Origin of the sequence: Sulfitobacter sp. 1A13421 (genome assembly GCF_043557285.1) — a bacterium.
Lineage (GTDB): Bacteria > Pseudomonadota > Alphaproteobacteria > Rhodobacterales > Rhodobacteraceae > Sulfitobacter > Sulfitobacter faviae.
The window spans coordinates 330606-354303 of sequence record NZ_JBIFFQ010000004.1 but is presented as its reverse complement, the minus strand read 5'-3'; the positions used below and the strand labels follow the sequence as shown (position 1 = coordinate 354303).

Sequence of the window (23698 nt, the reverse complement as noted above, 5' to 3'; positions counted from 1 at the left end):
ACGGCATGGCCCTGGAACGGGCCATGCCAAACTCACAGGGGTAGCGGCCCTAATTAGAAACCCGCCGCCTGCCCGTCTTTGCGCGGATCGGACCCGGCGGAATATCCGCCCTCGGGCAAGCGCTGCACCAGCTGCGCGCCGCCGAAACCGAAAGCATTGTCCGGCGCTTCGACATGGACGACATGACCCAGATCGCGCAGCCCTTGCAAAAGCTCGGGCGCCATGGCCGGTTCGCAAGCCACTTCCAGCCCCGACAGAATGCGCCAGCGCGGCGCATCGGCGGCGACCTGAACGTCCTGCCCCCAAAGCTGCGTGCGCAACAGCAGTTGCATATGGCCTTGGGCCTGAATCGGGCCGCCCATCATGCCATAGGCCATCAGGGGCTGGCCGTTCTTCATCGCGAAGCCGGGGATGATCGTATGGAAGGGCCGCTTGCCCCCTGCCACGATATTCTGATGCCCCGGCTCGGTGGTGAAGCCAAAGCCGCGGTTCTGCATCGATACGCCCGTCCCCGGCACCACCACGCCCGAGCCGAAGCCCGCGTAGTTCGACTGGATGAAGCTGACCATCATGCCCGAGGCATCCGCCGTGCTCATCAGAACCGTGCCGCCTTGCTTGGGCGCGCCCGCGCCAAAGTCCTGCGCCTTCTCGGTCGAGATCAGCGCGGCGCGCGACTTGAGGTATTCGGGATCGAGCAGCGCCTTTTCGTCGACCTCCGTCATGGCTGTGCGATCCGCCACATAGGCATGCAGATCACTATAGGCGAGCTTGCAGGCTTCGATCTGCAAATGCACCGCCATCAGCTCGTCTGCACCATGCGCGCGAATGTCACTATGCTCCAGAATGCCGAGCGCCATCAGCGCGGCGATCCCCTGCCCGTTTGGCGGAATCTCATGCAGTTCCACATCGTCAAAACTTTGGCTGATCGTGCCACACCATTCGGGCTTATTGGACGCCAGATCCGCCATGGTCATCGCGCCGCCATTGGCCTTGGCATGGGCCACGATCTCTTCGGCGATCTCCCCCTCGTAAAAGGCGCGGCCATTGGTCTCGGCGATCAGCCGCAGGGTGCGGGCCGCGCCGGGATTGCGGAACCGCTCCCCCGCTTTCGGGGCGCGCCCTTCGGGGAGGAAGGTCTCGGCAAAGCCCGGCTGTTTGCCCAGAACCTCGGCCCCGCGCGCCCAGAGTGTCGCGATGGTGGGTGAGACGAGGAAGCCCTCTTCGGCATAGCGGATCGCCGGGGCCAGCACGGTCGCCAAATCCAGCTTGCCGAACTTCTCCATCAATTCGACCCAAGCGCTGACCGCGCCCGGCACGGTGACACTGTCCCAGCCATGCTCGACCATGCCCTCAGGGAACCGCTCAGGCGACCAAGCGGCAGGCGCGCGGCCCGAGGCATTGAGCCCGTGCAGCTTCTCCCCATCCCACAGGATGCAGAAAGCGTCAGAACCCAGCCCATTGCCCGTAGGCTCCACCACCGTCAGCGCCGCGGCGGTGGCGATCGCCGCATCAACCGCATTGCCCCCCTGCTGCATCATCAAGAGACCGGCCTGCGTGGCCAAGGGCTGAGAGGTCGCGACGACATTGTCGGCAACCACAGGAGATCGGTGGGACGGGTAAATGGGATCGTGACGAAGCATGGCTGTCCTTTGCTTGGGTAAGGCCAGCGGCGCGGTCAAACCGGCCGCCTGCGGCGTTGCCGGCAAAGTGAACGTGAATGCATCTGCATGCAACTGCCCAGCCGGAGAATTCCGCGGGGATAACGTGCTTGTTGGCGGCTTTGTTACCCGCCGCTGCCCGCAGAGCTGCGCGCCTTGAGGCGCAGCATCTTGCGGTGGTGGCGGAAACTCCGCTCGCAATGGCCCGGGGTAAAGATCATGACCCAAAGCGCCCAAAGAACGCTCTCCTCCCGGTATTGCCACGCCCTTGCACAGAGCGACTGATCGGCATCGGAGAAGATGCAATTATGCAGGATGCGAGACCAATCTCTTACGTTAACCAACATCTGGAACCTCCCTTTCGCTGAGCGATGGGGCGTCTCGCCGTCATCGCCAAGGATCTGGTCCCCCCGGATGTTGAGAATGCTGGCCGAAAATTCTGCCGAGAATAAGGCGGAGGGCTGGTGAGACCATGCCGGGCAAATGTAACGAAGTTGCAAAGCGGGGGTACGCTGGGGGCGCATGCGATGACAGCCCGGTCGGGGGCGGTGCTATCGTGCAGGTGTGGGTGGCGGAGACGAAGGGATTCGAACCCTCGAGACCCTTCCGGGCCTACTCCCTTAGCAGGGGAGCGCCTTCGACCACTCGGCCACGTCTCCGTCGACCCGTCTAAAGAGGTCGCGCCCGAGGGGCAAGGCGAAATTCGTGGGAAATTCTGCATTTCTTGCGGTGGGTTTCTTTTTCCGCCCGCTGATCCGCTGCGCTGAGACGGAATGCTGCGTGATCAACTGTGCTGCTGTGCAGAAGCAGCCATCCCAGCAGCCCCAACCACTGGCATTTCCCGGCCATTTGTCGTGGCTGTAGCAACTTACACGGCAGCGTGAATAACTTGTGAAACAATGCGAGGGATATAGCAACTAACTGAATATATACAGAAAAACAGACCGCAGCCTTCCTTCGAACAAGCAAAACGCCCCACCCTATCCCCAATCTCGCAACGGCAGCGAAACTTTCGCGGCGGAGCGCCCGTTACTTCACCACAAACGATGACATCGCAATGACGCGATTTAACAGAAACCTGAAGGAACACGCTATGAAACTCATCATGACCACCGCCGCCGCCGCTTTGATCTCGACCGCTGCCGTTGCCGACAACTCCACCCGTCACAACGACATTTTCCTCGACACTTCGGTGAACGCCGACGCGAGCGACGTCTATGGCAACAGCGACCGTATGCGGAACCCGCATGCCTCGACCAAGGCGAACGACATCATGCTGAACACCGCCGACACCGACAAGAACCGCGACACCGTGATGAGCACACGCAACGCCCTGCGCAGCCCCGGTGAAGGCTATGTCTACGGTGGCTTTGGCCCGGGCAACGACAGCAAGTAAGCTGTTGCCCTAACAAATAAAAAGCCCGGCAGCGCGCGCTGCCGGGCTTTTTATGTGGGCGGAGGCCACGGCCCCTGCCCCGCTGATCAGGTGTTGAACAGAAAGTGCAGCACGTCGCCGTCTTTGACGATATAGCCCTTGCCTTCAGCCCGCATCTTGCCTGCTTCTTTAGCAGGCCCCTCACCGCCGAGGCTTACGAAATCATCATAGGCGATGGTCTCGGCGCGGATGAAACCCTTTTCGAAATCACCATGGATGACCCCCGCCGCCTTGGGCGCGGAGGTGCCGGACTTGATGGTCCAAGCGCGCGCCTCCTTGGGGCCGACGGTGAAATAGGTCTCTAGGTGCAAAAGCTCATAGCCAGCGCGGATCAGCCGGTCGAGCCCGGCTTCCTTCAGCCCCATTTCCTCAAGGAACATCTCGGCCTCTTCGGCTTCGAGCTGGCTGATCTCTTCCTCGATCTGGGCCGAGATCACCACATGGGAATTGCCCTGTGCGGCGGCCATCTCGGCGACTTTGGCGGAATGTTCGTTGCCTTCGGCGGCCTCGGATTCGCCCACGTTGCAGACGTAAAGCACGGGCTTGGTGGTCAGCAGTTGCAGCATGCGCCAAGCCTTGGCGTCATCTTCATCAACCTCGACCACGCGGGCGGGCTTGCCGTCTTCCAGCGCTTCCAACGCCATGCGCATCAGACGCTCTTGCTGGACCGCCTCCTTGTCACCGCCGCGCACTTTGCGAACGATGTTTTGCAAACGTTTTTCGATGCTCTCGATATCGGCGAGCATCAGTTCGGTGTCGATGGTCTCGGCATCGGCCACGGGGTCAACGCGGCCTTCGACATGGGTTACGTCGCCATCTTCAAAACAGCGCAGCACATGGGCGATGGCGTCGACTTCGCGGATGTTGGCGAGGAACTGGTTGCCCAGACCTTCGCCTTTCGACGCGCCTTTCACCAGACCGGCGATGTCGACGAAGGTCATGCGCGTGGGGATGATGCTTTTCGAACTGGCGATCTCGGCCAGCTTGTCGAGCCGTGCATCGGGCACCGCTACCTCGCCGACATTGGGCTCGATGGTGCAGAACGGAAAATTCGCCGCCTGCGCCGCAGCGGTGCGGGTCAGCGCGTTGAAAAGGGTCGATTTGCCGACGTTCGGCAGACCGACGATGCCCATTTTGAAACCCATGACGATACCCCTATAAAAGCTGCGCGTGTGTTAGGGGTAAGGGCCGCAAAGCGCAAGGCTCAGCGCGCGCGTCGGTCCTGATGCGCCTGATAAATCAGAATCCACGCCAGCAGGATGAACATCGGATGCGTCAACCCGCCCGAGAAGATGATCGCAGGCAACCAGATCAGGAAGACCACGACAGACAGGATCGGCCGTCCGATCAGCAGGATCGACAGCGGCGGCAGGAAAAGGGCGAGTACATAATTCATGGCCCATGAGATAGGAGGCTTTGCGCAAAATGGAAGGGCGCGGCGTGCCATAGGCGCCCACGGGAGGCGAATTTTGCCGCCCCCTGCCCCGCGGTGGATTGATTTTCACCGCGACATTCGGCATTGCCGAGGAAAGCACCAAATGAGGCAAGCCACATGACCCGTATCGACGCCAAATTCGAAGACCTCCGCGCCCGCGGCAAAAAGGCGTTTGTCTCCTATGTGATGGCGGGCGACCCGGATTTCGACCGCTCGCTGGAAATCGTGCGCGGCCTGCCCGCTGCCGGGGTCGACATCATCGAACTTGGCCTGCCCTTCACCGATCCGATGGCCGATGGCCCGACGATCCAGCTTGCCGGTCAACGCGCCCTCGAAGGGGGCATGACGCTGAACCGCACGCTGGAAATGGTCCGCGCCTTCCGCGAAAATGACGACACCACCCCGATCGTGCTGATGGGCTATTACAACCCGATCTATTCCATGGGCGTCGAGACGTTCCTGAAAGAAGCCAAAGACGCCGGGATCGACGGGTTGATCGTGGTCGACCTGCCGCCCGAAGAAGACATCGAGCTTTGCCTGCCCGCGCAGGACGCCGGGTTGAACTTCATCCGCCTTGCCACACCCACGACAGACGACAAACGCCTGCCGCGCGTGGTGCAGAACACCTCCGGCTTCGTCTATTATGTCTCGATCACCGGCATCACCGGCTCGGCCGAGGCGAATGCCGCGGATGTCTCGCCCGAGGTGGCGCGCATCCAAAAGGCCAGCGGCCTGCCCGTCATCGTCGGCTTTGGCGTGAACACGCCCGAGAAAGCCCGCGCCATCGCCGAAGTGGCCGACGGTGTGGTGATCGGCTCGGCCATCGTCAGCCGGATCGCCGATGGCGACAGCGCAGAGGATGTGCTGGGCTTTGTGAAGTCACTGGCCGACGGGGCGCATTCGGCGTAACCCCCCTCACCTTAGGAAATGATCCCAAGCCCGCGCTGCCCCATTGGCCGCGCGGGCTTTTTCGTTGCCCGACCCTTCCCAATTGCCAAGCCACCCGCCAGTTGCTACCAAAAGTTAACCCATTCAGCACAGGTGGCCCATGCCCGTCATCACCAGCATCGACGATCTCAAACGTATCTACAAACGCCGCGTCCCGCAGATGTTCTACGACTACGCGGAATCGGGCAGCTGGACCGAACAGACCTTCCGTGAGAATTGCAGCGATTTTGACCAAATCCGCCTGCGCCAGAGGGTCGCGGTGGACATGTCGGGGCGCAGCACGGCGACGCAGATGATCGGCGAAGAGGTGGCCATGCCGGTGGCCCTCGCCCCCGTGGGCCTGACAGGGATGCAATGCGCCGATGGGGAAATCAAAGCCGCGCGCGCAGCCGAAGCCTTTGGCGTGCCCTTTACCCTCTCGACCATGTCCATCAACTCCATCGAAGACGTGGCAGAAGCGACGACGAAACCCTTTTGGTTTCAACTCTATACCATGCGCGATCAGGATTATGTCAGCCGCCTGATCCAGCGCGCGAAGGACGCGAACTGCTCGGCCCTCGTCATCACGCTCGATCTGCAAATCCTCGGACAGCGGCACAAAGACCTGAAGAACGGCCTCTCTGCCCCGCCCAAACTGACGGTCAAAACGCTTGCCAACCTCGCCACCAAATGGGGCTGGGGGCGCGAGATGCTGGGTGCCAAACGGCGGCATTTCGGCAATATCGTAGGCCATGTGCATGGGGTCACCGACAACGCCGATCTTGGCGCTTGGACGGCGGAACAGTTCGACCCCTCGCTCGATTGGGACAAGATCGCCAAGATCAAAGAACAATGGGGCGGCAAGGTCATCCTAAAGGGCATTCTGGATGCCGAGGATACGCGCATGGCGCTGAAAGTCGGGGCCGATGCGATCATCGTCAGCAACCACGGCGGGCGGCAGCTCGATGGGGCGCTAAGCTCGATCCGCATGCTGCCAGAGATCCTCGACGCGGTGGGCGACCAGATCGAAGTGCATCTCGATGGCGGTATCCGCTCGGGTCAAGACGTGCTCAAAGCCATGGCCATGGGGGCCAAGGGCACTTACATCGGGCGCGCCTTCATCTATGGGCTGGGCGCGATGGGGCAGCCGGGCGTGACCCGCGCGCTGGAGGTGATCCACCGCGAGTTGGATCTTACCATGGCGCTCTGCGGAGAGACGCAGATCGCCAACCTCGGGCGGCACAACCTGCTGATCCCGCGCAACTTCGGCGGCGATTGGCAGGAACGGCCGCGCGATCCGGGCACATGCTGATCTTTCTCAGCCGCAACCTTACCTTTCTCGCCACGCCAAAAACCGGGACCACCGCTGTCGAAATGGCGCTGAAGCCTGAGGCCGAGATCATCTTTTCGCGGGGGCGCAAACATCTGACTGCCCTGCGCTATCGGCGGCGCGTCCTGCCCTTTTTGCAGGAAACCTTCTCGGCCTCCCCCGAGGCTTTGGCGGTGATGCGCAACCCTGTCGAGCAAATCCGGAGCTGGTATCGCTACCGCAGCCAGCCCCGGCTGGATGGCAAACCGCTCAGCACCAAGGGGCTAAGTTTCGAGGACTTCGCGCTTGAAGTCATTTCCGACACGCCCCCGCCCTGCGCGCAGATCGGCAGCCAGTTTTCCTTTCTGACCTCTGACCGTGACGACCTGCTGGTCGAGCACCTCTTCGCCTATGAACGCCAACCGGCCTTTCGCGATTTTCTGGCCGAAAGACTGGGGCGGGAGGTCAAGCTTAAGCCCAAGAACGTCTCACCCGATCTGCCCGCGCCCCTGTCGCGTGAAGTCGAATCCCGCCTGCGCGCCGCACGCGTCAAGGAGTTCGCCCTCTATGACCGGCTCATGGCGGCGGACGGCTATCTGCGCACGCCACAGGAATAGCGCCGCCCCCGCCCTTTTGCCCTTTCCAGCCGGGCAAAACCGGTCTATACGCGCGGCTTCACGCGGGAATACAGCCTTGGAGGATTCCCGCCCTAACAAATTTGGAGACTAAAATGGCCGGAGAGATTCCTGATCTTGAAGCCCAGGTACGCGCGGGGACAGGCAAGGGCGCCGCTCGCCAAGCACGTCGTGACGGCATGGTTCCTGGTATCGTATTTGGTGGCGACAAAGAACCGCTGCCGATCAACATCCCCTTCAACAAGCTGCTGACAAAGCTGCGCGCAGGCCGCTTCAAAGCGACCCTGTTCAACCTCAAGGTTGAAGGCCACGACGACGTTCGTGTGATCTGCCGCGACGTTCAGCGCCACGTTGTCAAGGACCTGCCCACGCACATCGACCTGATGCGCCTCAAGCGGACCACCAAGATCAACCTGTTCATCAACGTCGACGTCAAAGGCGAAGAAGAATGCCCCGGCCTGAAAAAGGGTGGCGTGCTCACTCTGGTCCGTCCGGAAGTTGAACTGGTCGTCACAGCCGCGGACATCCCCGAGCATGTGACCGTCGACATCACCGGCCTCGAAATCGGCGACAGCGCGACCATCAGCCGCGTCGACCTGCCCGAAGGTGTGAAACCCACGATCGACCGCGACTTCGTCGTCGCCACGATCTCTGCACCTGCTGGTCTGGCCGCGTCGGATGACGACGATGACGACACGGCAGCGGACGAAGTGCCGACAACCGAAATGGGCCCGCCCGACGGTGAATAATAGCGCGCCGCAAGGCTGTGCTGAAACGGGGTCGCATCACGCGGCCCCGTTTTGCGTTTGGTGCCCGATTTCTTTCAAAGAAATCGCCCCGGAATTTGCAAAAAATTCCGGCGACCTTGGGGACATTCTCCCGCCCCGCTTGTTAAGATAGGCGAAACCAAAGGAGACCTCGCCCATGAAACTGATCGTCGGCCTCGGCAATCCGGGCGCGAAATATGCCCGCAACCGTCACAACATCGGCTTCATGGCGCTGGACCGCATTGCCGAAGATCACGGGTTTTCCGCGTGGAAGGGCAAGTTTCAGGGCAGCGTCAGCGAGGGGCGTTTCGGCTCTGACCGGGCGGTGCTGCTCAAGCCCGAAACCTTTATGAACAACTCCGGCCAATCGGTGCAGGCGGCGATGAAGTTCTACAAGATCGACCCCGCTGATGTGGTTGTTTTTCATGACGAATTGGACCTCGCCCCCGGCAAGGTCAAATGCAAGACCGGCGGCGGCCATGCAGGCCACAATGGGCTGCGTTCGATCCACGCGCATATCGGGGCGGACTATGACCGTGTGCGCATGGGCATCGGCCACCCCGGCCATAAGGACGCGGTGGCGGGCTATGTGCTGCGCGACTTTCCCAAAGCAGACGAAGGCTGGCTCGACGATGTGCTGCGCGGCGTCTCGGACGGGGCGGCGGATCTTGCACGGGGCGACACCGGGCGGTTTATGAATGCCGTGGCGCTGCGCGTGGCCCCGCCCCGCTCGGGCACCGGCAGCAAGGGGCCTAAGAACCCCACCGAAGCCCAGCCAAAGCCCGCCCCCAGCAAACCCGAGCCGGAGGCAGAGCCCCAATCGCCGCTGCAAAAGCTGATGGACCGCTTCCGCTAACGTTTTCGGCCTCACGCCTCCCTTGGCGTCCCTCCTGACGCCCCTGCTGACGCAATGTCGGGCTGGCCCCCGCCCCCGCGCCGTGGTTCACTGCGGGCCAAAAGGGGGGACATCATGCGTACATTCGGAAAATGGCTGGGCCGGGTCTTGCTGGCGCTTTTGCTGGCGGCCATCGTCATCGGACTTTGGAAGCGGGAAGAGATCGAACGGCTTTTGGCGGTGAACTCTCTCTTCTCCGAAGAGAAGATCATCCACAACTTCAGCCATATGGACGGCGCTTTCCTCTCCGCCCCCGTTTCGCGCGGAGACGGGCTGACGACCGAGCTTCCCTATGGCCCCGAAACCGAACTGCCCGCGGCGGTGGACGACTGGATCGCGGCCCGTGACGTGACCGCGCTGGTGGTGCTGAAAGACGGCGCCATCGTCTATGAGAACTACTTCAAAGGCACCGGCCCCGAAGACCGCCGCATTAGCTGGTCGGTGGCGAAAAGCTATCTTTCGGCGCTGGTTGGCATCCTGCTGGAGGAGGGCCAGATCGCATCCCTCGACGATCCGGTGACCAAATACGCCCCCAGCCTGAAGGGCAGCGCCTATGACGGGGCCAGTCTGCGCAACGTGCTGCATATGGCCAGCGGCGTCACATTTGACGAAGATTATCTGGACTACGATTCGGACATTAACCGCATGGGCCGGGTGGTGGCGCTTGGCGGCAAGCTCGACGATTTTACCGCCGAATTGTCCGAGACCTTCACCGCGCCGGGCAGCCAGTGGCAATATGTGTCGATTGACACCCATGTGATCGGCATGGTGGTGCGCGGTGCCACCGGGCGCAGCGTGCCGGAGTTGCTAAGCGAAAAGGTCATCGCGCCCCTGGGGCTGGAACATGCGCCCTATTACATCGTCGATGGCTCCGGCACCGCCTTCGTGCTCGGGGGCCTCAATATGACCACGCGCGACTATGCCCGTTTCGGCCAGATGTTCGCCCAAGGAGGGCAATGGAACGGCCAGCAAATCGTGCCCGCAGACTGGGTTAAAGAATCGACCAGCCCCACCGCCCCCACCGCCGAGGGGCGCATCGGCTATGGCTACCAATGGTGGATCCCGCAGGGCGCGCCCGAGGGGGAATATATGGCGCGCGGCATCTATGGGCAGTACATCTATGTCGACAGCGCCCGCGATGTGGTCATCGCCACCAATGCCGCCGACCGTAAATTCCGTGAGGCCGGGGTCGCCGCGAAGAATGTAGAGATTTTCCGCGAGATCGCAGCCTCCGTCTCGGGCGGGACCTGAAGCAGAAAGGGAAGATATGACACCCGACGAGAGCATCAACGTCCTGAACCAACCGCTGGTGATCTGCGGAACGGACCCGGTGACAGGGTTCTTCCGCGATGGCCATTGCAACACCTGCGCGCAGGATCAGGGCAGCCACACGGTCTGCGCGGTGATGACGGCGGAGTTTCTGGCCTATTCGAAATATGTCGGCAATGACCTCAGCACCCCGCGCCCCGAGTTCGGCTTTGCCGGGCTGAAGCCGGGCGACGCATGGTGCCTCTGTGCCACGCGGTTCCTGCAAGCCGCGGATGAGGGCTGCGCCCCGCGGGTGCATCTGGCCGCCACGCATCTGCGCGCGCTCGATATCGTGCCGTTGGAGGTGCTGCGCGACCATGCCATCGACCCGAGTGAGGAGTAATCATGCGCCTGCGCCTCTTGCCCCTCCTGCTGCTTCTGCCCGTCACCGCTTGGGCGGAAACCACGCTCCGCCCCGCCGATAGCGCCCGGTTAGAGACCTTTGACGCCGCCTTTGGCGATGCCATGATGCAAGCGCTGAACGGGGGCGAGGCGGGGGATGTGGCGATCTTGACCCGCGCGCTCTCTGGGCAACCTCAGGTCGCATTCTCCGCCGATTTGCAGGGCGATTGGTCTTGCCGCACGATCAAGCTGGGCGGGATCAGCCCGCTTGTGGCCTATCGCCCGTTCAGATGCCGCTTTACCGCCAGCAATCGCGGTTTCACCTTTGAAAAACTCACCGGATCACAGCTTACCAAGGGTGAGATCACCCTGCGCGAAGGCCGCGCGATCTATGCCGGGGTGGGCTATGTCCGGGGCGAAACCCCGCCCGATTATGCCGATCTGCCCGAAGATTTCACCTCAGGCGGCAAGGTACAAAGCGACGTGGCCGTGTTCCAGCGGGTCAGCCCCACCCGCGCGCGGCTGCTGTTCCCGTCACCGGCAGTGGAAAGCGATTTCGATATTCTGGAACTGACGCGCTAAGGCGCCACGCCGCCCTTAGGCCGCGTGGCAGAGATGCAGTTTCGACTTGGGACGCGGCATCAGGGAATCGTCCATCAAGTCTTCGATAAAGGTGCTGAGAAGCTGGGTCCGCCCGGTCACGCCCGCCTTGCGGTAAATCGCATTGGTCTGCGCCTTAACGGTGCCTTCGGAAGTGCCGCGCATCTCGGCAATATCGCGTGTATTCAAACCCTTAGTCAGGAAAATCGCCACGTCCCGCTCTGCCGGGGTGAGGTGCCATTCGCGAAAGTGTTCTTCGAGCACATCGGCGAATTCCACCGTACAATGACGCAGCGCCGTCTCTGCCCGCTCGGCCCGCTGGAGGCTCATCCGCAGTGCCATCCAGCCCAGAACGACCCCGAGAATCAGACCCAAAACCTGAATGCCCTTGTTCGGCCCAATGTCAGCCAGCGGGGTACCGAAAAGCGTTACGCCCCGCCCCTCCAGTGCAAAAACGAGCACGAAATAGACAGTGGCGTTGAACTGTAGAGCGGCGATAACCCACAGTGCGATCTTTTTCTTATTATTCATGGTGAAGCCTTGCCTTGGTGTTCGCCGTATTTAACCGCGGCGCACCGAAGTGCAAGGGATGGCGGACATGCGCCTTGATCAACCCTTAGTGATTTGGCACCCGCCCCGGGGGGCGAGTGCATTCTCTTGAGGCCAGTTCAGGGTTGCTTGGCTGGCCGGAAGACTGTTTTACCGCAATGCCTTAGCAGGCATCAGGCCGATATCAGCGCGGGAAACGGTTCACTTTCTCGGCGTCTTGCGCGGCGGGGAATACGGTGACGGTCACGTCAGATGTGTCTTCTGCGCGGAAGGTGCCGTTGTTGAAGATGTCCAGTTTCACATTGTCGACCGCGTCGTTGCGGCTTGAGTAGGAAACGCCTGCATCAGCTTTGTCGTTATAGCCGATTTGCTGGCCTTCCATGCCCTGTGCGAAAGCGGCGGAGCCTGCGGTGGCAAGGATCAGGGCGGTAGTTGCGAGTGTCTTTTTCATGTCGTGTCCTTTCGGTGGAAAGTTAGGGTCGCGCAGCGATCAGCGCGGGAAACGGTTGACCGAAGCGTCGCTCTGCGCGGTCGGGAAGACGGTGATGGTCACGTCGGACAGGTCTTCGGCGCGCAGGATGCCTTCTTTGAAGACTTCCAGCTTGGTCTCGTCCACGGCTTCGCTGCGGCTGGAGTAGGAAACGCCATTGTCGGTCTTGTCGTTATAGCCGATGCGCTGGCCTTCCATGCCTTGAGCGAAAGCAGCGGTGCTTGCGGTGGCGAGGATCAGTGCGGTTGTTGCGAGTGTCTTTTTCATCGTTTTAGCCTTTCGGGGGAGAAAGTTAGGGGGAGGAGCCGTGGCCCGCGTTTAGCGGACGAAACGGCCATCTTCTTGTGCGTCTTGGGTAGTAACGAAGACGGTCGCTGTTGCTTCGGCAGGTGTCTCGGCGCGCAGATTGTCAAAGCTCAGAGCGTCGGAAGTGACGTTGCGTGTCGAATAGGCGGCATCTGCGTTATCTGCGGTATAGCCGACCTGCTGGCCTTCCATGCCCTGTGCGAAAGCGGCTGTGCCTGCTGTTGCAAGGATCAGTGCGGCGGTTGCGAATGCGTTTTTCATGTCGTGTTCCTTTCAGTCCCAGGTTGGGTTGCGAGCCGCTCATCGGTGACGCGGCGTCGTTGGGATGACAGGGAAAAGGGCATTCGAGGGGGGATTGGCTATCTGCCCCGGGTTTAAATCGTCCGATCTAAACCCCTGTAAGAGCGTCATAAACTTTGGTTTACGAAGCAAATCGGGCGCGAAAAACTGGAGGATGTTGCCTTAGCGTCAAGCCTGCAAGGGCGAAACGGGGTTTCGCGGGCAGGCGCGCGGGCTGCAACGAAAGGCTAGCCGGTCTTTTCGCGATGTGAAAGTTTTTTCGCGCTTTTTCGGCAAAGAACTTTGGCCCCTGCCCAAAGTTTATGCGCAAATCACGCGCAGCGGGGCGCTGCATAAAAAACGGGCCCGCGTTTTCACGCAGGCCCGTCAAACTCGACTCGGATTCGGATGGGAATTTAGGCGAATTCACCCATATCGAAGTCCAATGCACGGGCGACGGTGAAGATGTCTTTGTCGCCCCGGCCACACATGTTCATCACCAGCAGGTGGTCTTTCGGCAGCTTTGGCGCGATTTTGAGCACATGGGCCAGCGCGTGGCTCGGCTCAAGCGCCGGGATGATCCCTTCCAGCGCACAGCACAGCTGGAACGCCTCCAGCGCCTCACGGTCGGTGATCGAGACATATTGCGCGCGGCCGATGTCATGCAGCCAGGAATGCTCAGGTCCGATGCCCGGATAGTCGAGCCCGGCAGAGATCGAGAAGCCTTCGAGGATCTGGCCGTCATCGTCTTGCAGCAGATAGGTGCGGTTGCCATGCAGCACGCCGGGGCGGCCTCCGGTGAGCGAGGCGCAATGCTCCATCTTCTCATCCACGCCCTTGCCACCAGCCTCGACCCCGATGATGTTCACCGACTTGTCGTCGAGGAAGGGGTAGAACAGCCCCATGGCGTTCGACCCGCCGCCGATGGCGGCGATCACCGTGTCGGGCAGACGGCCCTCAGCGGCGTCCATCTGCTCGCGCACTTCCTTGCCGATGATGGCCTGAAAGTCGCGGACCATCGCCGGATAGGGGTGCGGCCCGGCCACGGTGCCGATGCAGTAGAAGGTGTCGCGCACGTTGGTCACCCAGTCGCGCAGCGCGTCGTTCATCGCGTCCTTCAGCGTGCCGCGGCCCGACGTCACCGGCACCACCTCGGCGCCCAAAAGGCGCATGCGGAAAACGTTGGGGGCCTGACGCTCCACGTCATGCGCGCCCATGTAGACCACGCATTTAAGGCCGAACTTGGCGCAGACCGTCGCCGTGGCCACACCGTGTTGGCCCGCCCCGGTCTCGGCGATGATGCGTTTCTTGCCCATGCGGCGGGCGAGGATGATTTGCCCCAGCACGTTGTTGATCTTATGCGCGCCGGTGTGGTTCAACTCGTCGCGCTTCATATAGACCTTGGCACCGCCCAGATGCTCGGTCAGCCGTTCGGCGTGATAGAGCGGACTGGGGCGGCCAACGTAATGGGTCCAAAGGTCGTGCATCTCGGCCCAGAAACTGTCGTCGGTCTTGGCCTTCTCATATTGTTCTTCCAGCTCAAGAATGAGCGGCATCAGCGTTTCCGAGACAAAGCGCCCGCCGAAATCGCCGAAACGGCCCTGTTCGTCGGGGCCGGTCATGAAGCTGTTGAAAAGATCGTTGGCCATTGCGCCTCTCCTAGAATGTCGCGTCAGCCTTACCGCAGCCCGCCCGCCTACGCCACCATGAGTTTCGCAGGTGGCCAGAGCGGGGCGGCCTTGGGCTAGTCAAAGAGTTTGAACAACTCGCGTCTGACCGCATTCTCCAACTCATCCTTCACGATATCCTCGGTCGAGCGGTTGTCTTCGGGTGCGATGTTCAACTCTTCCTGTATCTTTTCGCGTACTTTATCTTCGGCCTGCTGCTTTTCTTCGGCAAAGTTCAGATCAATCGCGGCGCGCAGATCGGCCTTGATCTCAGGCTCGGCCCAAGGCCCCCTGATCCGCACCGGCACCGCCAGCCCACCGCGCGACGCATTGACGCGCAGCGCCTTAGGCGTGACCGTATAATCCAGCCTCTGCGCCCCCAGATCGACCTGCCCTGCCCCCGTCGCGTTGAAATTCGGCAGCAGCATCAGCAGATCGTCGTTACGCAAGACGCCCTTGGCGATGTCGAATGTCGCTTGGACGGAATCGAACACCGTGCTGCCGCCTTCGGCATCGACCGAGCCAAGCAGCGCGTCCAAATCGATCCCCGCAATCGTGCCGCGCCCCATGGACAGCGCGCCAGAGCCGCTGAGCGAGCGCATGATCGCGTCAATAGACTGCCCCACCCCAAGGAACGACAGTTCGGCATCGCCCGCCCCGGTAAAGCGCGTCACCCCGGCGGCATCCTCCAGCAAGTCGCGCATCTGCACGCTTTGCGCTTGCAGCCTGCCGCCCACCGACAGGCCATCGCGGTTGTTCATCACAAACTCCCCCGCGACCTTGCCGCCATAGGCGTTCATATCTTGTAGATCAAAGACCATCCGCGAACGGTCATTGCGCAGCACAGCGCGGGTGGGGCCAAGGTCAAGCTGCCCCAGATCGATGTTTTCCGCGCTCAGGGCGATGTTCCCGTCAAAGGTGGCGAGCCAGTCGCCGTTGATCTCTTGCCGTGACCAGCCCTCTGTCTCAGCCGTGACGGTGCCGTCGGCGCCCGCGGCCTGTTCGCTTTCCTCGGACAGGGCCGAGAGGTCCAGCGCCCCGGTCCGCAGGTTTGCGGTGATCCGCGGCCTGCCGTTCAGGGCCAGATCGGCCTGCCCGGTCAGGCTGTTGCCACCCAAATCCACCGCGAGATTGCGCAGCGACAGACGCCGATCCGCCGTCAGGGTCAGCCCAGAGCGCAGATCAACCGACCGGCCCAAACCGCGCGGCAGCGTCACAGCGCCCGCGCCGAGCGACGCCAGAAACCGCGCCGTATCAGGGCTGTCGATCCGGATATCCCCCGCCAGCGCCCCGTTGAGCGCGCCGCGCCCATCGAACAGGGCTTCACCCCCGCCCGTCGCAACCTCCGCCCGCAGCGGCTGCACGCCGCCTTCCAGAAAATCCGCGAAACCTTCGATCCGCACGGCGAGCTTAACCGGCTCGCTCGCTGGTGCCATGCTGGCGGTGATCTCCCCCGCCCCGCCCCGCTCGGGCCAGTCCAGCGCCAAATCGACACCATCATAGCGTAGCAGGTCCGCCCCTTCGGCGTCATAGATCAGCGTGGCATCGGTGACCGTCAGCTTCTGAATACTCAGCGGGCGGCGGCTGGCGCTCGGCGCGCTCTCGGTCTCGATCCGCGCACCGCTGGCGCTGTCGGTGAACTGCCAGCTTGCGCGCCCATCAAGACGTTGCTCCAACCGGATCACCGGGCTTTGCGCCGCGATATTGGTGATGCGTATCTCACCGCGCAAAAGCGCGCCCGCGTCCACCCCAATCGCCGCATTGGCCGCCGTCAGCAGCGCGCCCTTATCGGTCCAATCGGCATTGCCGACCTCAAGCCCGCCCGCGGTCACCCCCAGCACCGGCCAGAGCGTCACCCCCACATCGCCGGTGATCGACACCTCCCGCCCGGTCATCCGGCTGAGTTGGTCACTGGCGATCCGCGCGATCCGCTCAGCGGGCAGCAGGAACAGCGCCCCCAGCATGATCACGACGATCAGCAACAGCGCGCCGATGACCCGTATAATCCATCTCATGGCTCTCTCCTCCTGCCAGGCGGCTCTTTCCCCGCTCATCCGCTTGCCTTATAGCGCAAGCCATGAGCACAAACCCACCCAATCTGCGCCCCGACCTCGCCCCGCAGGCGAAGATCAGCGATCCCGCCCGCCCTGGCCAGCCGACCATCGGCATGGTCAGCCTCGGCTGTCCTAAGGCATTGGTCGATTCCGAACGCATCCTGACCCGGCTCCGCGCCGAGGGCTATGGCGTTTCGCCCGATTACGCGGGCGCCGATGCGGTGATCGTGAACACCTGCGGCTTTCTAGACAGCGCCAAGGCCGAAAGCCTTGATGCCATTGGCGAGGCGCTAACTGAAAATGGCAAGGTGATCGTCACCGGCTGTCTGGGTGCCGAGCCGGATTATATCCGCGAACATCACCCCCGCATCCTCGCCGTCACGGGCCCGCATCAATACGAACAGGTGCTCGACGCCGTGCATGGCGCGGTGCCGCCCGCGCCTGATCCCTTCATCGACCTTCTGCCCGCGCAGCAGGTCTCGCTCACCCCACGGCACTACAGCTACCTCAAGATTTCCGAGGGCTGTAACCACAAGTGCAAGTTCTGCATCATCCCCGACATGCGGGGCCGCCTACGATCGCGCCCCGCCCATGCCGTGATGCGCGAGGCCGAGCGGCTGGTCGATAATGGCGTCAAGGAACTGCTGGTCATCAGCCAAGACACCTCCGCCTACGGGGTCGACATCAAACATGCCGAAGACCGTGGCCACCGCGCGCATATCACCGATCTGGCGCGGGATCTCGGCTCGCTCGGCGCATGGGTGCGGCTGCACTACGTCTATCCCTACCCGCATGTGCGCAAGCTGATCCCGCTGATGGCCGAGGGGCTGGTGCTGCCCTACCTCGACATCCCCTTCCAACACGCGCATCCGGACGTGCTGAAACGCATGGCCCGCCCCGCCGCCGCCTCGAAAACCCTCGATGAGATCGCCGCATGGCGCGCCACCTGCCCCGACATCACCCTGCGCTCGACCTTCATCGTCGGCTACCCGGGTGAGACGGAAGCGGAATTCCAAACCCTGCTCGACTGGCTGGACGAGGCGCAGCTCGACCGGGTCGGATGCTTCCAATATGAAAACGTCGAAGGCGCGCGCTCGAACGCGCTGCCGGACCATGTGGCGCCCGAGATCAAGCAAGACCGTTGGGAGCGCTTCATGGAAAAGGCGCAGGCCATTTCCGAGGCCAAGCTCGCCGCCAAGGTCGGCAAACGCCTCGACGTGATCGTGGATGAGATCGACGAAGACGCCGCCACCTGCCGCACCAAATCCGACGCGCCCGAGATCGACGGTAATCTCTTCATTGACGAGGATTTCCAGAACCTCAAAGTGGGCGATATCGTCACGGTCGAGGTCGAAGAAGCCGGCGAATACGATCTTTGGGGACGTCAGATCACCTGACGCCCCCAAAGGCTGCTCTCAGGCGTATGCGCCCGCCGAATAGGTCAGCTCATAGCTGTGGCTATAAAGCTCGAAGACGATGCCGAAGGGGTCTTCGACATAGACCATGCGGTAGGGTTTCTCGCCCGGGAAATACTCCCGCACCGGCATCCGCTGCTTGCCCCCCGCCGCGATGATCCGCTCCAGCAGACCTTCGACATCGGGGTCTTGGATGGCGAAGTGGAAGGTGCCGTGGCGCTTATGTTCCAGCTTTTCTTCGGGGGCGTAGTTGCCGGGGAACTCGAAGATTTCGATCCCGATGCCATCCGCTGTCGCCAAATGGGCGATGCGCAGCGATCCCCAGCCGGGGCCGAAAACATCGGTGCACATGACGCCGATGGCGCTGTCTTCTTCCACCGCTTCGGTGGGCTGCATCACGACATAGAACCCAAGAACTTCGGAATAGAATTTCACGGCGGCGTCGAGGTCCGGCACGGACAGGCCGATGTGGGAAAAGGTACGGGGGGTGGTCATATGCGGTCTCCTGTTTGCATTGAGGTTGAGATAGACAGGCGCACCCCACATGTGAAATTATCAAATCTCATCGAAATCATAACGAACTGTTTGCCATGCTGAACGCCACCTGGCTTGAGACCTTCACCACCCTTTGCGAGACCGGCCATTTCACCCGCACGGCGCAGCGGCTCAACATGACCCAGCCGGGGGTGTCGCAGCATCTGCGCAAGCTGGAAGACCAGTTGGGACAGCCGCTGATCGCGCGCGAGGGCAAAAGCTTCACCCTGACCCCGGCGGGCGAAGCGCTGTTTGAAACCGGCCTTGCCCGCCGCCGCGAAGAGCAGCGCCTGCGCGAACGCATCGCGACCGACCTGCCCGACCGGGGAGTGGTGCATATCGCCTGCTCCGGCAGTTTCGCCATGCTGCTTCAGCCGCTGCTGCTGGAGTGGATGGCCGAAGCGCCCGACCTCTCTCTCCATCTCGAAGCCGCACCCCAAGCCACGATCCGCGCCGGGCTGCTCGATGGGCGGTTTGATCTGGGCGTGCTGGCCGATGACCCTGCCCATGCAAGGCTTGAGGCCCGGCATCTGGGGCGCGAGGAACTTTGCCTTGTGCTGCCGGTTAATGCATTGGAACAGATAGAAAGTTTTGCCGATCTCGAAAGCCGGGGCTTCATCGCCCACCCCGATGGTTTCGCCTATGCCGACGATCTGCTCCAGCTAAATTTCCCGGACAGCTATCCGGGGGCCGACCGGATGCGCCTGCGCGGCTATGTGAACCAGATCGGCCAGATCCCGGCGGCGGTGGCGCGGGGCGTGGGCTATACGCTTCTGCCCCGCAGCGGGGTCGAAACCTTTGCCGCCAAGGACCGGCTCAGGCTGCTGCCTTTGCCCAAGCGGCGCTGGCATGACCTCTGGCTCGCCTCACGGCGTGGGCGGCCCCTGCCCGCGCGGATGGTGAAGACGGCGGAACTGATCGCAGAGGCGGCAGAACAGCTACGATAGCGCGCGCATCACAGATATTGCGGAACAAAACACCCTCGCTACTAGATATACCACCATGGAAGGGCGTGATTACGGAGAGACTTGCATATGTTCCCTTTCTGTTCTATATGTAGAACGCAGTAGCAGAGGAATGACCACATGTCTTTTCAACCTCAGTTCCCCGGCATCTTCGACCTTGAGCAGCAAGGTCGCCCGCCCCGTGGCAACGATAGCGCGCAGCCCAAACAGGCCGACCGCCGCATGCCCGCGACCGAAAAACAGATGCAATACGCCCAGTCCCTCGCCAAGCGAACGGGTGAAGAGCTTCCCAAAGGCATCGAAGCGGATCGCGCGGCGGTCTCGGAATGGATCGACGCCCATAAACCGCAGGCGTTGGAGGGGCCCTTTGCCGCCTACCCTTCCGCCAAACAAGTCGCCTTTGCCGAACGCATCGCGCGGTTGAAACGCCGCGATGTCCCGCAGGAGTGTTTTCGCGACAAAACCCTGATGTCGCGCTGGATCGACGGCAACAAACCGCGCTGATCCACCGGGCTCTGCGCTTTACCTTTCGTCACCCATGGCAGAGGGCGGTTTCGCTGCTACCTTTCTGTCATGGGCTATCCGACCTCCATCGCTGAGACTTTGGCCGACGGCACCGTGCATGTGCTGAGCCTCGGCTTCGCCATTCCCGCCAGTATCCTTTTGATGATCCATGCCGCCGGGCAAGAGGGGCAATTGACCGCAACGGCGATCTACGCGGGCTGCATCCTTGCCTCTTTTACTGCCTCTGCCATCTATCACCTGCTGCCCTTCGACCGCAGCCGTGCCTTTCTGGGCCGGGTCGATCATGCGGCGATCTATTTCAAGATTGCGGGCACCTATACGCCGCTGGTGATGGTGATCGGCTCTGGCTTTGCCTATGGCATCCTTGGAGTGGTCTGGGCACTGGCGGTGATCGGCGCGGTGGCCAAGCTCTGGTTCTGGCGCACCGATGCGCGCGGATCACTCGCGCTCTACCTCGGCATGGGCTGGCTCTCGGTGCTGCTGATCTACCCGATGTGGCACAATCTTCCGGGGGCGGCACTGGCGCTGGTGGCCGCGGGCGGGCTGACCTATTCGGCGGGCACCTTGGTCTATGCCCATCCCGGCATGCGCTATCAAAACGCGATCTGGCATGTCTTCGTGCTGGCCGCCACGGCCTGTTTCTTTGCCGCCATCGCGCTCAGCCTTTAGCCTGCAGGCGCATCCAGATAGGCCCGCACGCAGGTCTGCACATGGCGAAACCGATCGCCGCCCAGATGTTTGCCGCCGTACCAGCGGGTGACGACGATCAGATGATCGGTCAGCCCCTCGCGCTCCAACATCCGCAGGATCACCATGCCCGCGCCGGATTCGCCATCGTCGCCTTTGAGCGGGCCGCCATCCGACAGCAGCACCGCCCAAGTGTTATGCGTGGCCTTGGCGTAGGATTTGTCGCGTTTGAGGTCTTTCAACGCGGCATCGACCTCGGCGCGGTTGCGCGCAGGGCAGCCCGACACCGCATATTTCGACCCGCGGTCGTTCAGCACCTGCCCCAGTTTGCGCAAACCGTTAAAGCCCCGCCATTGTGCGCCGCACGATATCAATCCGGGCGTTATTGGGCGGATGGGTGCCAAGGAAACGGTCGCCGGGATCGGGAATGCGGGTAAAGAACTCGGCCCCCCTCAGCGGATCATAGCCCGCCCGCGCGGTGATGATCGTGCCAAGGGCGTCGGCCTCAAGCTCGAAATCCTTGGAATAACGCCGCGCGCCGACCTCTGCACCCAATTCCTGCGCCGTGCGCACGGCAGTCGCATCGCCCCCGCTGAGCGTGGCGAGACCGGCAAAGATCACCGCTCCCGCCATGGCGTTTTGCTGCTGCCGTTCAATATGGCCCGCGATGTGATGCGCGGCCTCATGGCCCAGCACGAAGGCAAGCTCGTCTTCGTTGCGGGCATCGGCGATCAGCGCCAATGTGAACGCCACGATGGGGCGGCCATTTTTATCAAGCGTTTGAAAGGCGTTGGCCGGTTGGCCGGGGCGGTCATCAACCACGATATTGAAATCACAGTTCATCCCCGTCGTCCGGTTGCGACACTCCCGTTCGGCCACGGGTTCAAGCGTGCGGACCACCTGAACAAAGCTCCGCGCCGCCGCGCTTGCGCTCAGCCGCGGGCTTGTCTGCCCCGTGGTCTGCGGCCCGTCGGCCGGGATTGGGCCTGTTTGGATCGGTGCCACCTCACAGGCAGAAAGCAGGGCGATGACGGCAAATGCGCCAAGGGCATTTAACAATTTCACGGCTGATCCTCGCTCGGGGGTCCTTGAGCCACCTGTCTATCATGACGCCTTGCCGCCGCCACCCCCGTTCACGGCGCTTTGACACCCCACGGCGGTCTTGCGCTTGGCGTCACAAACCCTGTCTTGCGCTCGCGAGCACAAAGCCTAATGTGCCCTCATGTTTACCATCGAGCATGAATTCGACGCCACCGTCATCACCCTGATCGACGAATCCGACGCGCCCCTGCGCGAGGACGTCACCGTCTCTGCCTTCGCGGGACAAATCACGATCGAACAGTGGGACGCCCGAACCGACCGTGTGGCCAAGATCACCCTGTCCCCCGCGCAGCTGAGCGATCTGACGGCGGCACTGAACCTGCCCGAGGGCATCTACCGAAGCAATTCCTGAGGATCGTCACATGGCCACCGGCACAGACATCAAGACCTATTTCAACGGCGCATGGCATGACGGCGATCTGCCGACCATCAGGGCCGCCGACCACGGCGCATGGCTCGGCACCACCGTTTTCGACGGCGCACGGCTGTTTGACGGGCTCGCCCCCGACCTTGAGGCGCATTGCGCGCGGATCAACCGCTCGGCCCGCGCGCTGATGATCACCCCCACGGTTGAGACCGAGGATATGATTGAGATGTGCCGCGAGGGGCTGAAGAGCTATTCGCGTGATCAAGCGGTCTATATCCGCCCGATGTATTGGGCGCTGGCGGGCGACGAGCTCGGGATCGTACCGCGCGAAGGTGCCACCGGCTTTGCCATCAGCCTTGAGGCCATTCCCATGGCCCCGCCCGAGGCCGCGACCACCCTCACCCGTACCCGCTTCCGCCGCCCGGTGCTGGAAGATAACGTGGTCAACGCCAAGGCGGGCTGCCTTTACCCCAACAACGCCCGCATGATGGTCGAGGCGCGCGCCAAAGGGTTTGGCAACGCACTGGTGGCCGATGCCATGGGCAATGTCGCCGAAAGTGCCAGCGCCAATGTCTTCATGGTCAAGGATGGTGAGGTCTTCACCCCCATCCCCAACGGCACCTTCCTTGCCGGGATCACCCGTGCGCGGCATATGTCGAACATGCGCGAGGCGGGGATGAAGGTGCATGAGACCGTCCTCAGCTTTGACGACTTCCATGCCGCCGATGAGGTCTTTCTGTCGGGCAATATGATGAAGGTCACACCTGTCAGCGCCTTTGACGACACGCAATATAGCACCGGGGACAACCAGAACCCGGTCACGCGCCGGGTGCGTGAAATGTATTGGGATTGGGCCGCAAGTCAGCGCGGCTGAAGGCCCGGACGGCGGCGGCGCGCGAAAGCAATTGCCAGCGCCGCCCGCCCGCGCCATGATCGTACCGCACCGGGAGGAGGTGCGGAGAGAGGGTTTGATGCGGAAATTCCTAGTGGTGTTGGACGATAGCACCGAATGTTTGAATGCCATGCGTTTCGCCGCCCTGCGCGCGGCGCGCACGGGGGGCGGCGTGGCCGTGTTGTCGGTGATCCCGCCCGAAGAGTTCAACCATTGGATCGGCGTTGGCGACCTGATGCGCGAAGAGGCCCGCGAACGGATCGAGGTGCATTTCGAGGTCTTCGCCAAATGGATGCGCGACAAACAGGGCGTCGATCCTGAGTTAATCATCCGCGAGGGCGAACCCACGGATGAGATCATCCAGCAGCTGTCCGACGACCCCGACATCGGCGTTCTGGTGCTCGGCGCCAGCGGTGACCGCAAGAAAGGCCCCGGCCCGCTGGTCACGCAATTGTCGCGCTCTGCCGGTGCCCTGCCTGTGCCGATCACCATCGTGCCCGGCGATCTGAGCAAGGAACGGCTCGAAGCGATCACCTAAGCGCTCTGCCGCCCGCCC

General features: G+C 62.3%; 29 protein-coding genes and 1 tRNA gene. 16 read left to right on the top strand and 14 right to left on the bottom strand.

What is annotated here, in order from left to right:
* Positions 1–53: 53 nt before the first annotated feature.
* The 3 genes from ACGYLI_RS10715 to ACGYLI_RS10705 all read right to left on the bottom strand — a co-directional run bounded on the left by ACGYLI_RS10715 (position 54) and on the right by ACGYLI_RS10705 (position 2317).
* Positions 54–1640: a gamma-glutamyltransferase family protein gene (locus tag ACGYLI_RS10715; RefSeq protein ID WP_394419173.1), complete on the bottom strand. Its 1587-nt coding sequence runs from the start codon at positions 1638–1640 to the stop codon at positions 54–56.
* Between the two features lie 143 nt (positions 1641–1783).
* Positions 1784–2005, bottom strand: coding sequence for a hypothetical protein (locus ACGYLI_RS10710; protein WP_394410725.1), 222 nt, complete (start codon positions 2003–2005; stop codon positions 1784–1786).
* Between the two features lie 222 nt (positions 2006–2227).
* A tRNA-Ser gene (locus ACGYLI_RS10705) sits at positions 2228–2317 on the bottom strand.
* A 434-nt stretch (positions 2318–2751) separates the two neighbouring features.
* Here ACGYLI_RS10705 and ACGYLI_RS10700 point away from each other — a divergent pair.
* A complete protein-coding gene (locus tag ACGYLI_RS10700; RefSeq protein WP_394410728.1) occupies positions 2752–3054 on the top strand; it encodes a hypothetical protein in 303 nt (100 codons plus the stop codon).
* Positions 3055–3140: 86 nt separating this feature from the next.
* Here ACGYLI_RS10700 and ychF read toward each other — a convergent pair whose 3' ends face one another.
* Together ychF and ACGYLI_RS10690 are read right to left on the bottom strand one after the other, a co-directional pair.
* Positions 3141–4238 (bottom strand): redox-regulated ATPase YchF, encoded by a 1098-nt coding sequence (ychF, locus tag ACGYLI_RS10695; protein ID WP_271689380.1) that lies wholly within the window; start codon positions 4236–4238, stop codon positions 3141–3143.
* Between the two features lie 59 nt (positions 4239–4297).
* Positions 4298–4489: a hypothetical protein gene (locus tag ACGYLI_RS10690; protein ID WP_394419172.1), complete on the bottom strand. Its 192-nt coding sequence runs from the start codon at positions 4487–4489 to the stop codon at positions 4298–4300.
* A 156-nt stretch (positions 4490–4645) separates the two neighbouring features.
* On the opposite strand from ACGYLI_RS10690, the gene trpA reads away from it, so the two are divergent.
* The 8 genes from trpA to ACGYLI_RS10650 all read left to right on the top strand — a co-directional run bounded on the left by trpA (position 4646) and on the right by ACGYLI_RS10650 (position 11293).
* Complete coding sequence (gene trpA / locus ACGYLI_RS10685; protein WP_394419171.1) at positions 4646–5437, top strand: tryptophan synthase subunit alpha; 792 nt, start codon at positions 4646–4648, stop codon at positions 5435–5437.
* Positions 5438–5576: 139 nt separating this feature from the next.
* Positions 5577–6767, top strand: a complete 1191-nt coding sequence (locus ACGYLI_RS10680) for an L-lactate dehydrogenase (RefSeq protein ID WP_394419170.1) — start codon at positions 5577–5579, stop codon at positions 6765–6767.
* Complete coding sequence (locus ACGYLI_RS10675) at positions 6761–7381, top strand: hypothetical protein (protein ID WP_394419169.1); 621 nt, start codon at positions 6761–6763, stop codon at positions 7379–7381. The genes ACGYLI_RS10680 and ACGYLI_RS10675 overlap by 7 nt, the downstream gene beginning before the upstream one ends.
* Before the next feature lie 113 nt (positions 7382–7494).
* A complete protein-coding gene (locus tag ACGYLI_RS10670; protein ID WP_271689377.1) occupies positions 7495–8148 on the top strand; it encodes a 50S ribosomal protein L25/general stress protein Ctc in 654 nt (217 codons plus the stop codon).
* Positions 8149–8323: 175 nt separating this feature from the next.
* Positions 8324–9022, top strand: coding sequence for an aminoacyl-tRNA hydrolase (gene pth, locus ACGYLI_RS10665; protein ID WP_394419168.1), 699 nt, complete (start codon positions 8324–8326; stop codon positions 9020–9022).
* Between the two features lie 114 nt (positions 9023–9136).
* Positions 9137–10312 carry a serine hydrolase domain-containing protein gene (locus ACGYLI_RS10660; RefSeq protein WP_394419167.1) on the top strand — a complete coding sequence of 392 codons (1176 nt, stop codon included), beginning with the start codon at positions 9137–9139 and terminating at the stop codon, positions 10310–10312.
* Between the two features lie 16 nt (positions 10313–10328).
* Positions 10329–10712: a DUF2237 family protein gene (locus tag ACGYLI_RS10655; protein WP_394419166.1), complete on the top strand. Its 384-nt coding sequence runs from the start codon at positions 10329–10331 to the stop codon at positions 10710–10712.
* Positions 10713–10714: 2 nt separating this feature from the next.
* Positions 10715–11293 (top strand): DUF4893 domain-containing protein, encoded by a 579-nt coding sequence (locus ACGYLI_RS10650; protein ID WP_394419165.1) that lies wholly within the window; start codon positions 10715–10717, stop codon positions 11291–11293.
* Between the two features lie 15 nt (positions 11294–11308).
* On the opposite strand, the gene ACGYLI_RS10645 is transcribed toward ACGYLI_RS10650, so the two are convergent.
* The 6 genes from ACGYLI_RS10645 to ACGYLI_RS10620 all read right to left on the bottom strand — a co-directional run bounded on the left by ACGYLI_RS10645 (position 11309) and on the right by ACGYLI_RS10620 (position 16617).
* Positions 11309–11842: a LuxR C-terminal-related transcriptional regulator gene (locus ACGYLI_RS10645; RefSeq protein ID WP_209217422.1), complete on the bottom strand. Its 534-nt coding sequence runs from the start codon at positions 11840–11842 to the stop codon at positions 11309–11311.
* 202 nt (positions 11843–12044) lie between these two features.
* On the bottom strand, positions 12045–12311 hold the full coding sequence (locus tag ACGYLI_RS10640; RefSeq protein ID WP_394402565.1) for a tryptophan synthase subunit beta: 267 nt from the start codon (positions 12309–12311) through the stop codon (positions 12045–12047).
* A gap of 39 nt (positions 12312–12350) precedes the next feature.
* Positions 12351–12617, bottom strand: a complete 267-nt coding sequence (locus ACGYLI_RS10635; RefSeq protein WP_271689370.1) for a tryptophan synthase subunit beta — start codon at positions 12615–12617, stop codon at positions 12351–12353.
* Between the two features lie 51 nt (positions 12618–12668).
* A complete protein-coding gene (locus ACGYLI_RS10630; RefSeq protein ID WP_394419164.1) occupies positions 12669–12917 on the bottom strand; it encodes a tryptophan synthase subunit beta in 249 nt (82 codons plus the stop codon).
* A gap of 434 nt (positions 12918–13351) precedes the next feature.
* Positions 13352–14584, bottom strand: coding sequence for a tryptophan synthase subunit beta (trpB, locus tag ACGYLI_RS10625; RefSeq protein WP_394419163.1), 1233 nt, complete (start codon positions 14582–14584; stop codon positions 13352–13354).
* 95 nt (positions 14585–14679) lie between these two features.
* The gene (locus ACGYLI_RS10620; protein WP_394419162.1) at positions 14680–16617 is read right to left on the bottom strand and encodes an AsmA family protein; all 1938 of its coding nucleotides are present in this window, start codon (positions 16615–16617) and stop codon (positions 14680–14682) included.
* 62 nt (positions 16618–16679) lie between these two features.
* Here ACGYLI_RS10620 and rimO point away from each other — a divergent pair, with 62 nt between their 5' ends.
* A complete protein-coding gene (gene rimO / locus ACGYLI_RS10615; RefSeq protein WP_394419161.1) occupies positions 16680–18053 on the top strand; it encodes a 30S ribosomal protein S12 methylthiotransferase RimO in 1374 nt (457 codons plus the stop codon).
* Positions 18054–18071: 18 nt separating this feature from the next.
* On the opposite strand, the gene ACGYLI_RS10610 is transcribed toward rimO, so the two are convergent.
* Positions 18072–18566 carry a lactoylglutathione lyase family protein gene (locus tag ACGYLI_RS10610; RefSeq protein WP_209217428.1) on the bottom strand — a complete coding sequence of 165 codons (495 nt, stop codon included), beginning with the start codon at positions 18564–18566 and terminating at the stop codon, positions 18072–18074.
* A 95-nt stretch (positions 18567–18661) separates the two neighbouring features.
* Here ACGYLI_RS10610 and ACGYLI_RS10605 point away from each other — a divergent pair, with 95 nt between their 5' ends.
* The 3 genes from ACGYLI_RS10605 to ACGYLI_RS10595 all read left to right on the top strand — a co-directional run bounded on the left by ACGYLI_RS10605 (position 18662) and on the right by ACGYLI_RS10595 (position 20764).
* Positions 18662–19552: a LysR family transcriptional regulator gene (locus tag ACGYLI_RS10605; RefSeq protein WP_394419160.1), complete on the top strand. Its 891-nt coding sequence runs from the start codon at positions 18662–18664 to the stop codon at positions 19550–19552.
* A gap of 138 nt (positions 19553–19690) precedes the next feature.
* Positions 19691–20074, top strand: a complete 384-nt coding sequence (locus tag ACGYLI_RS10600) for a hypothetical protein (RefSeq protein WP_394419159.1) — start codon at positions 19691–19693, stop codon at positions 20072–20074.
* A 69-nt stretch (positions 20075–20143) separates the two neighbouring features.
* A complete protein-coding gene (locus ACGYLI_RS10595) occupies positions 20144–20764 on the top strand; it encodes a hemolysin III family protein (protein ID WP_394419158.1) in 621 nt (206 codons plus the stop codon).
* Here ACGYLI_RS10595 and ACGYLI_RS10590 read toward each other — a convergent pair.
* Complete coding sequence (locus ACGYLI_RS10590; protein ID WP_394419157.1) at positions 20761–21117, bottom strand: YigZ family protein; 357 nt, start codon at positions 21115–21117, stop codon at positions 20761–20763. The genes ACGYLI_RS10595 and ACGYLI_RS10590 overlap by 4 nt on opposite strands.
* A 4-nt stretch (positions 21118–21121) precedes the next feature.
* Positions 21122–21841 carry a M48 family metallopeptidase gene (locus ACGYLI_RS10585; RefSeq protein WP_394419180.1) on the bottom strand — a complete coding sequence of 240 codons (720 nt, stop codon included), beginning with the start codon at positions 21839–21841 and terminating at the stop codon, positions 21122–21124.
* Between the two features lie 163 nt (positions 21842–22004).
* Between ACGYLI_RS10585 and ACGYLI_RS10580 the strand changes: the two genes are divergently transcribed.
* The 3 genes from ACGYLI_RS10580 (at position 22005) to ACGYLI_RS10570 (ending at position 23680) form a co-directional block, all read left to right on the top strand.
* The gene (locus tag ACGYLI_RS10580; RefSeq protein WP_067261534.1) at positions 22005–22235 is read left to right on the top strand and encodes a hypothetical protein; all 231 of its coding nucleotides are present in this window, start codon (positions 22005–22007) and stop codon (positions 22233–22235) included.
* A gap of 10 nt (positions 22236–22245) precedes the next feature.
* Entirely contained in the window at positions 22246–23124 is an 879-nt protein-coding gene (locus tag ACGYLI_RS10575; protein WP_394419156.1) for a branched-chain amino acid aminotransferase, read from the top strand.
* 97 nt (positions 23125–23221) lie between these two features.
* Positions 23222–23680 carry a universal stress protein gene (locus ACGYLI_RS10570; RefSeq protein ID WP_040700546.1) on the top strand — a complete coding sequence of 153 codons (459 nt, stop codon included), beginning with the start codon at positions 23222–23224 and terminating at the stop codon, positions 23678–23680.
* Positions 23681–23698 lie beyond the last annotated feature (18 nt).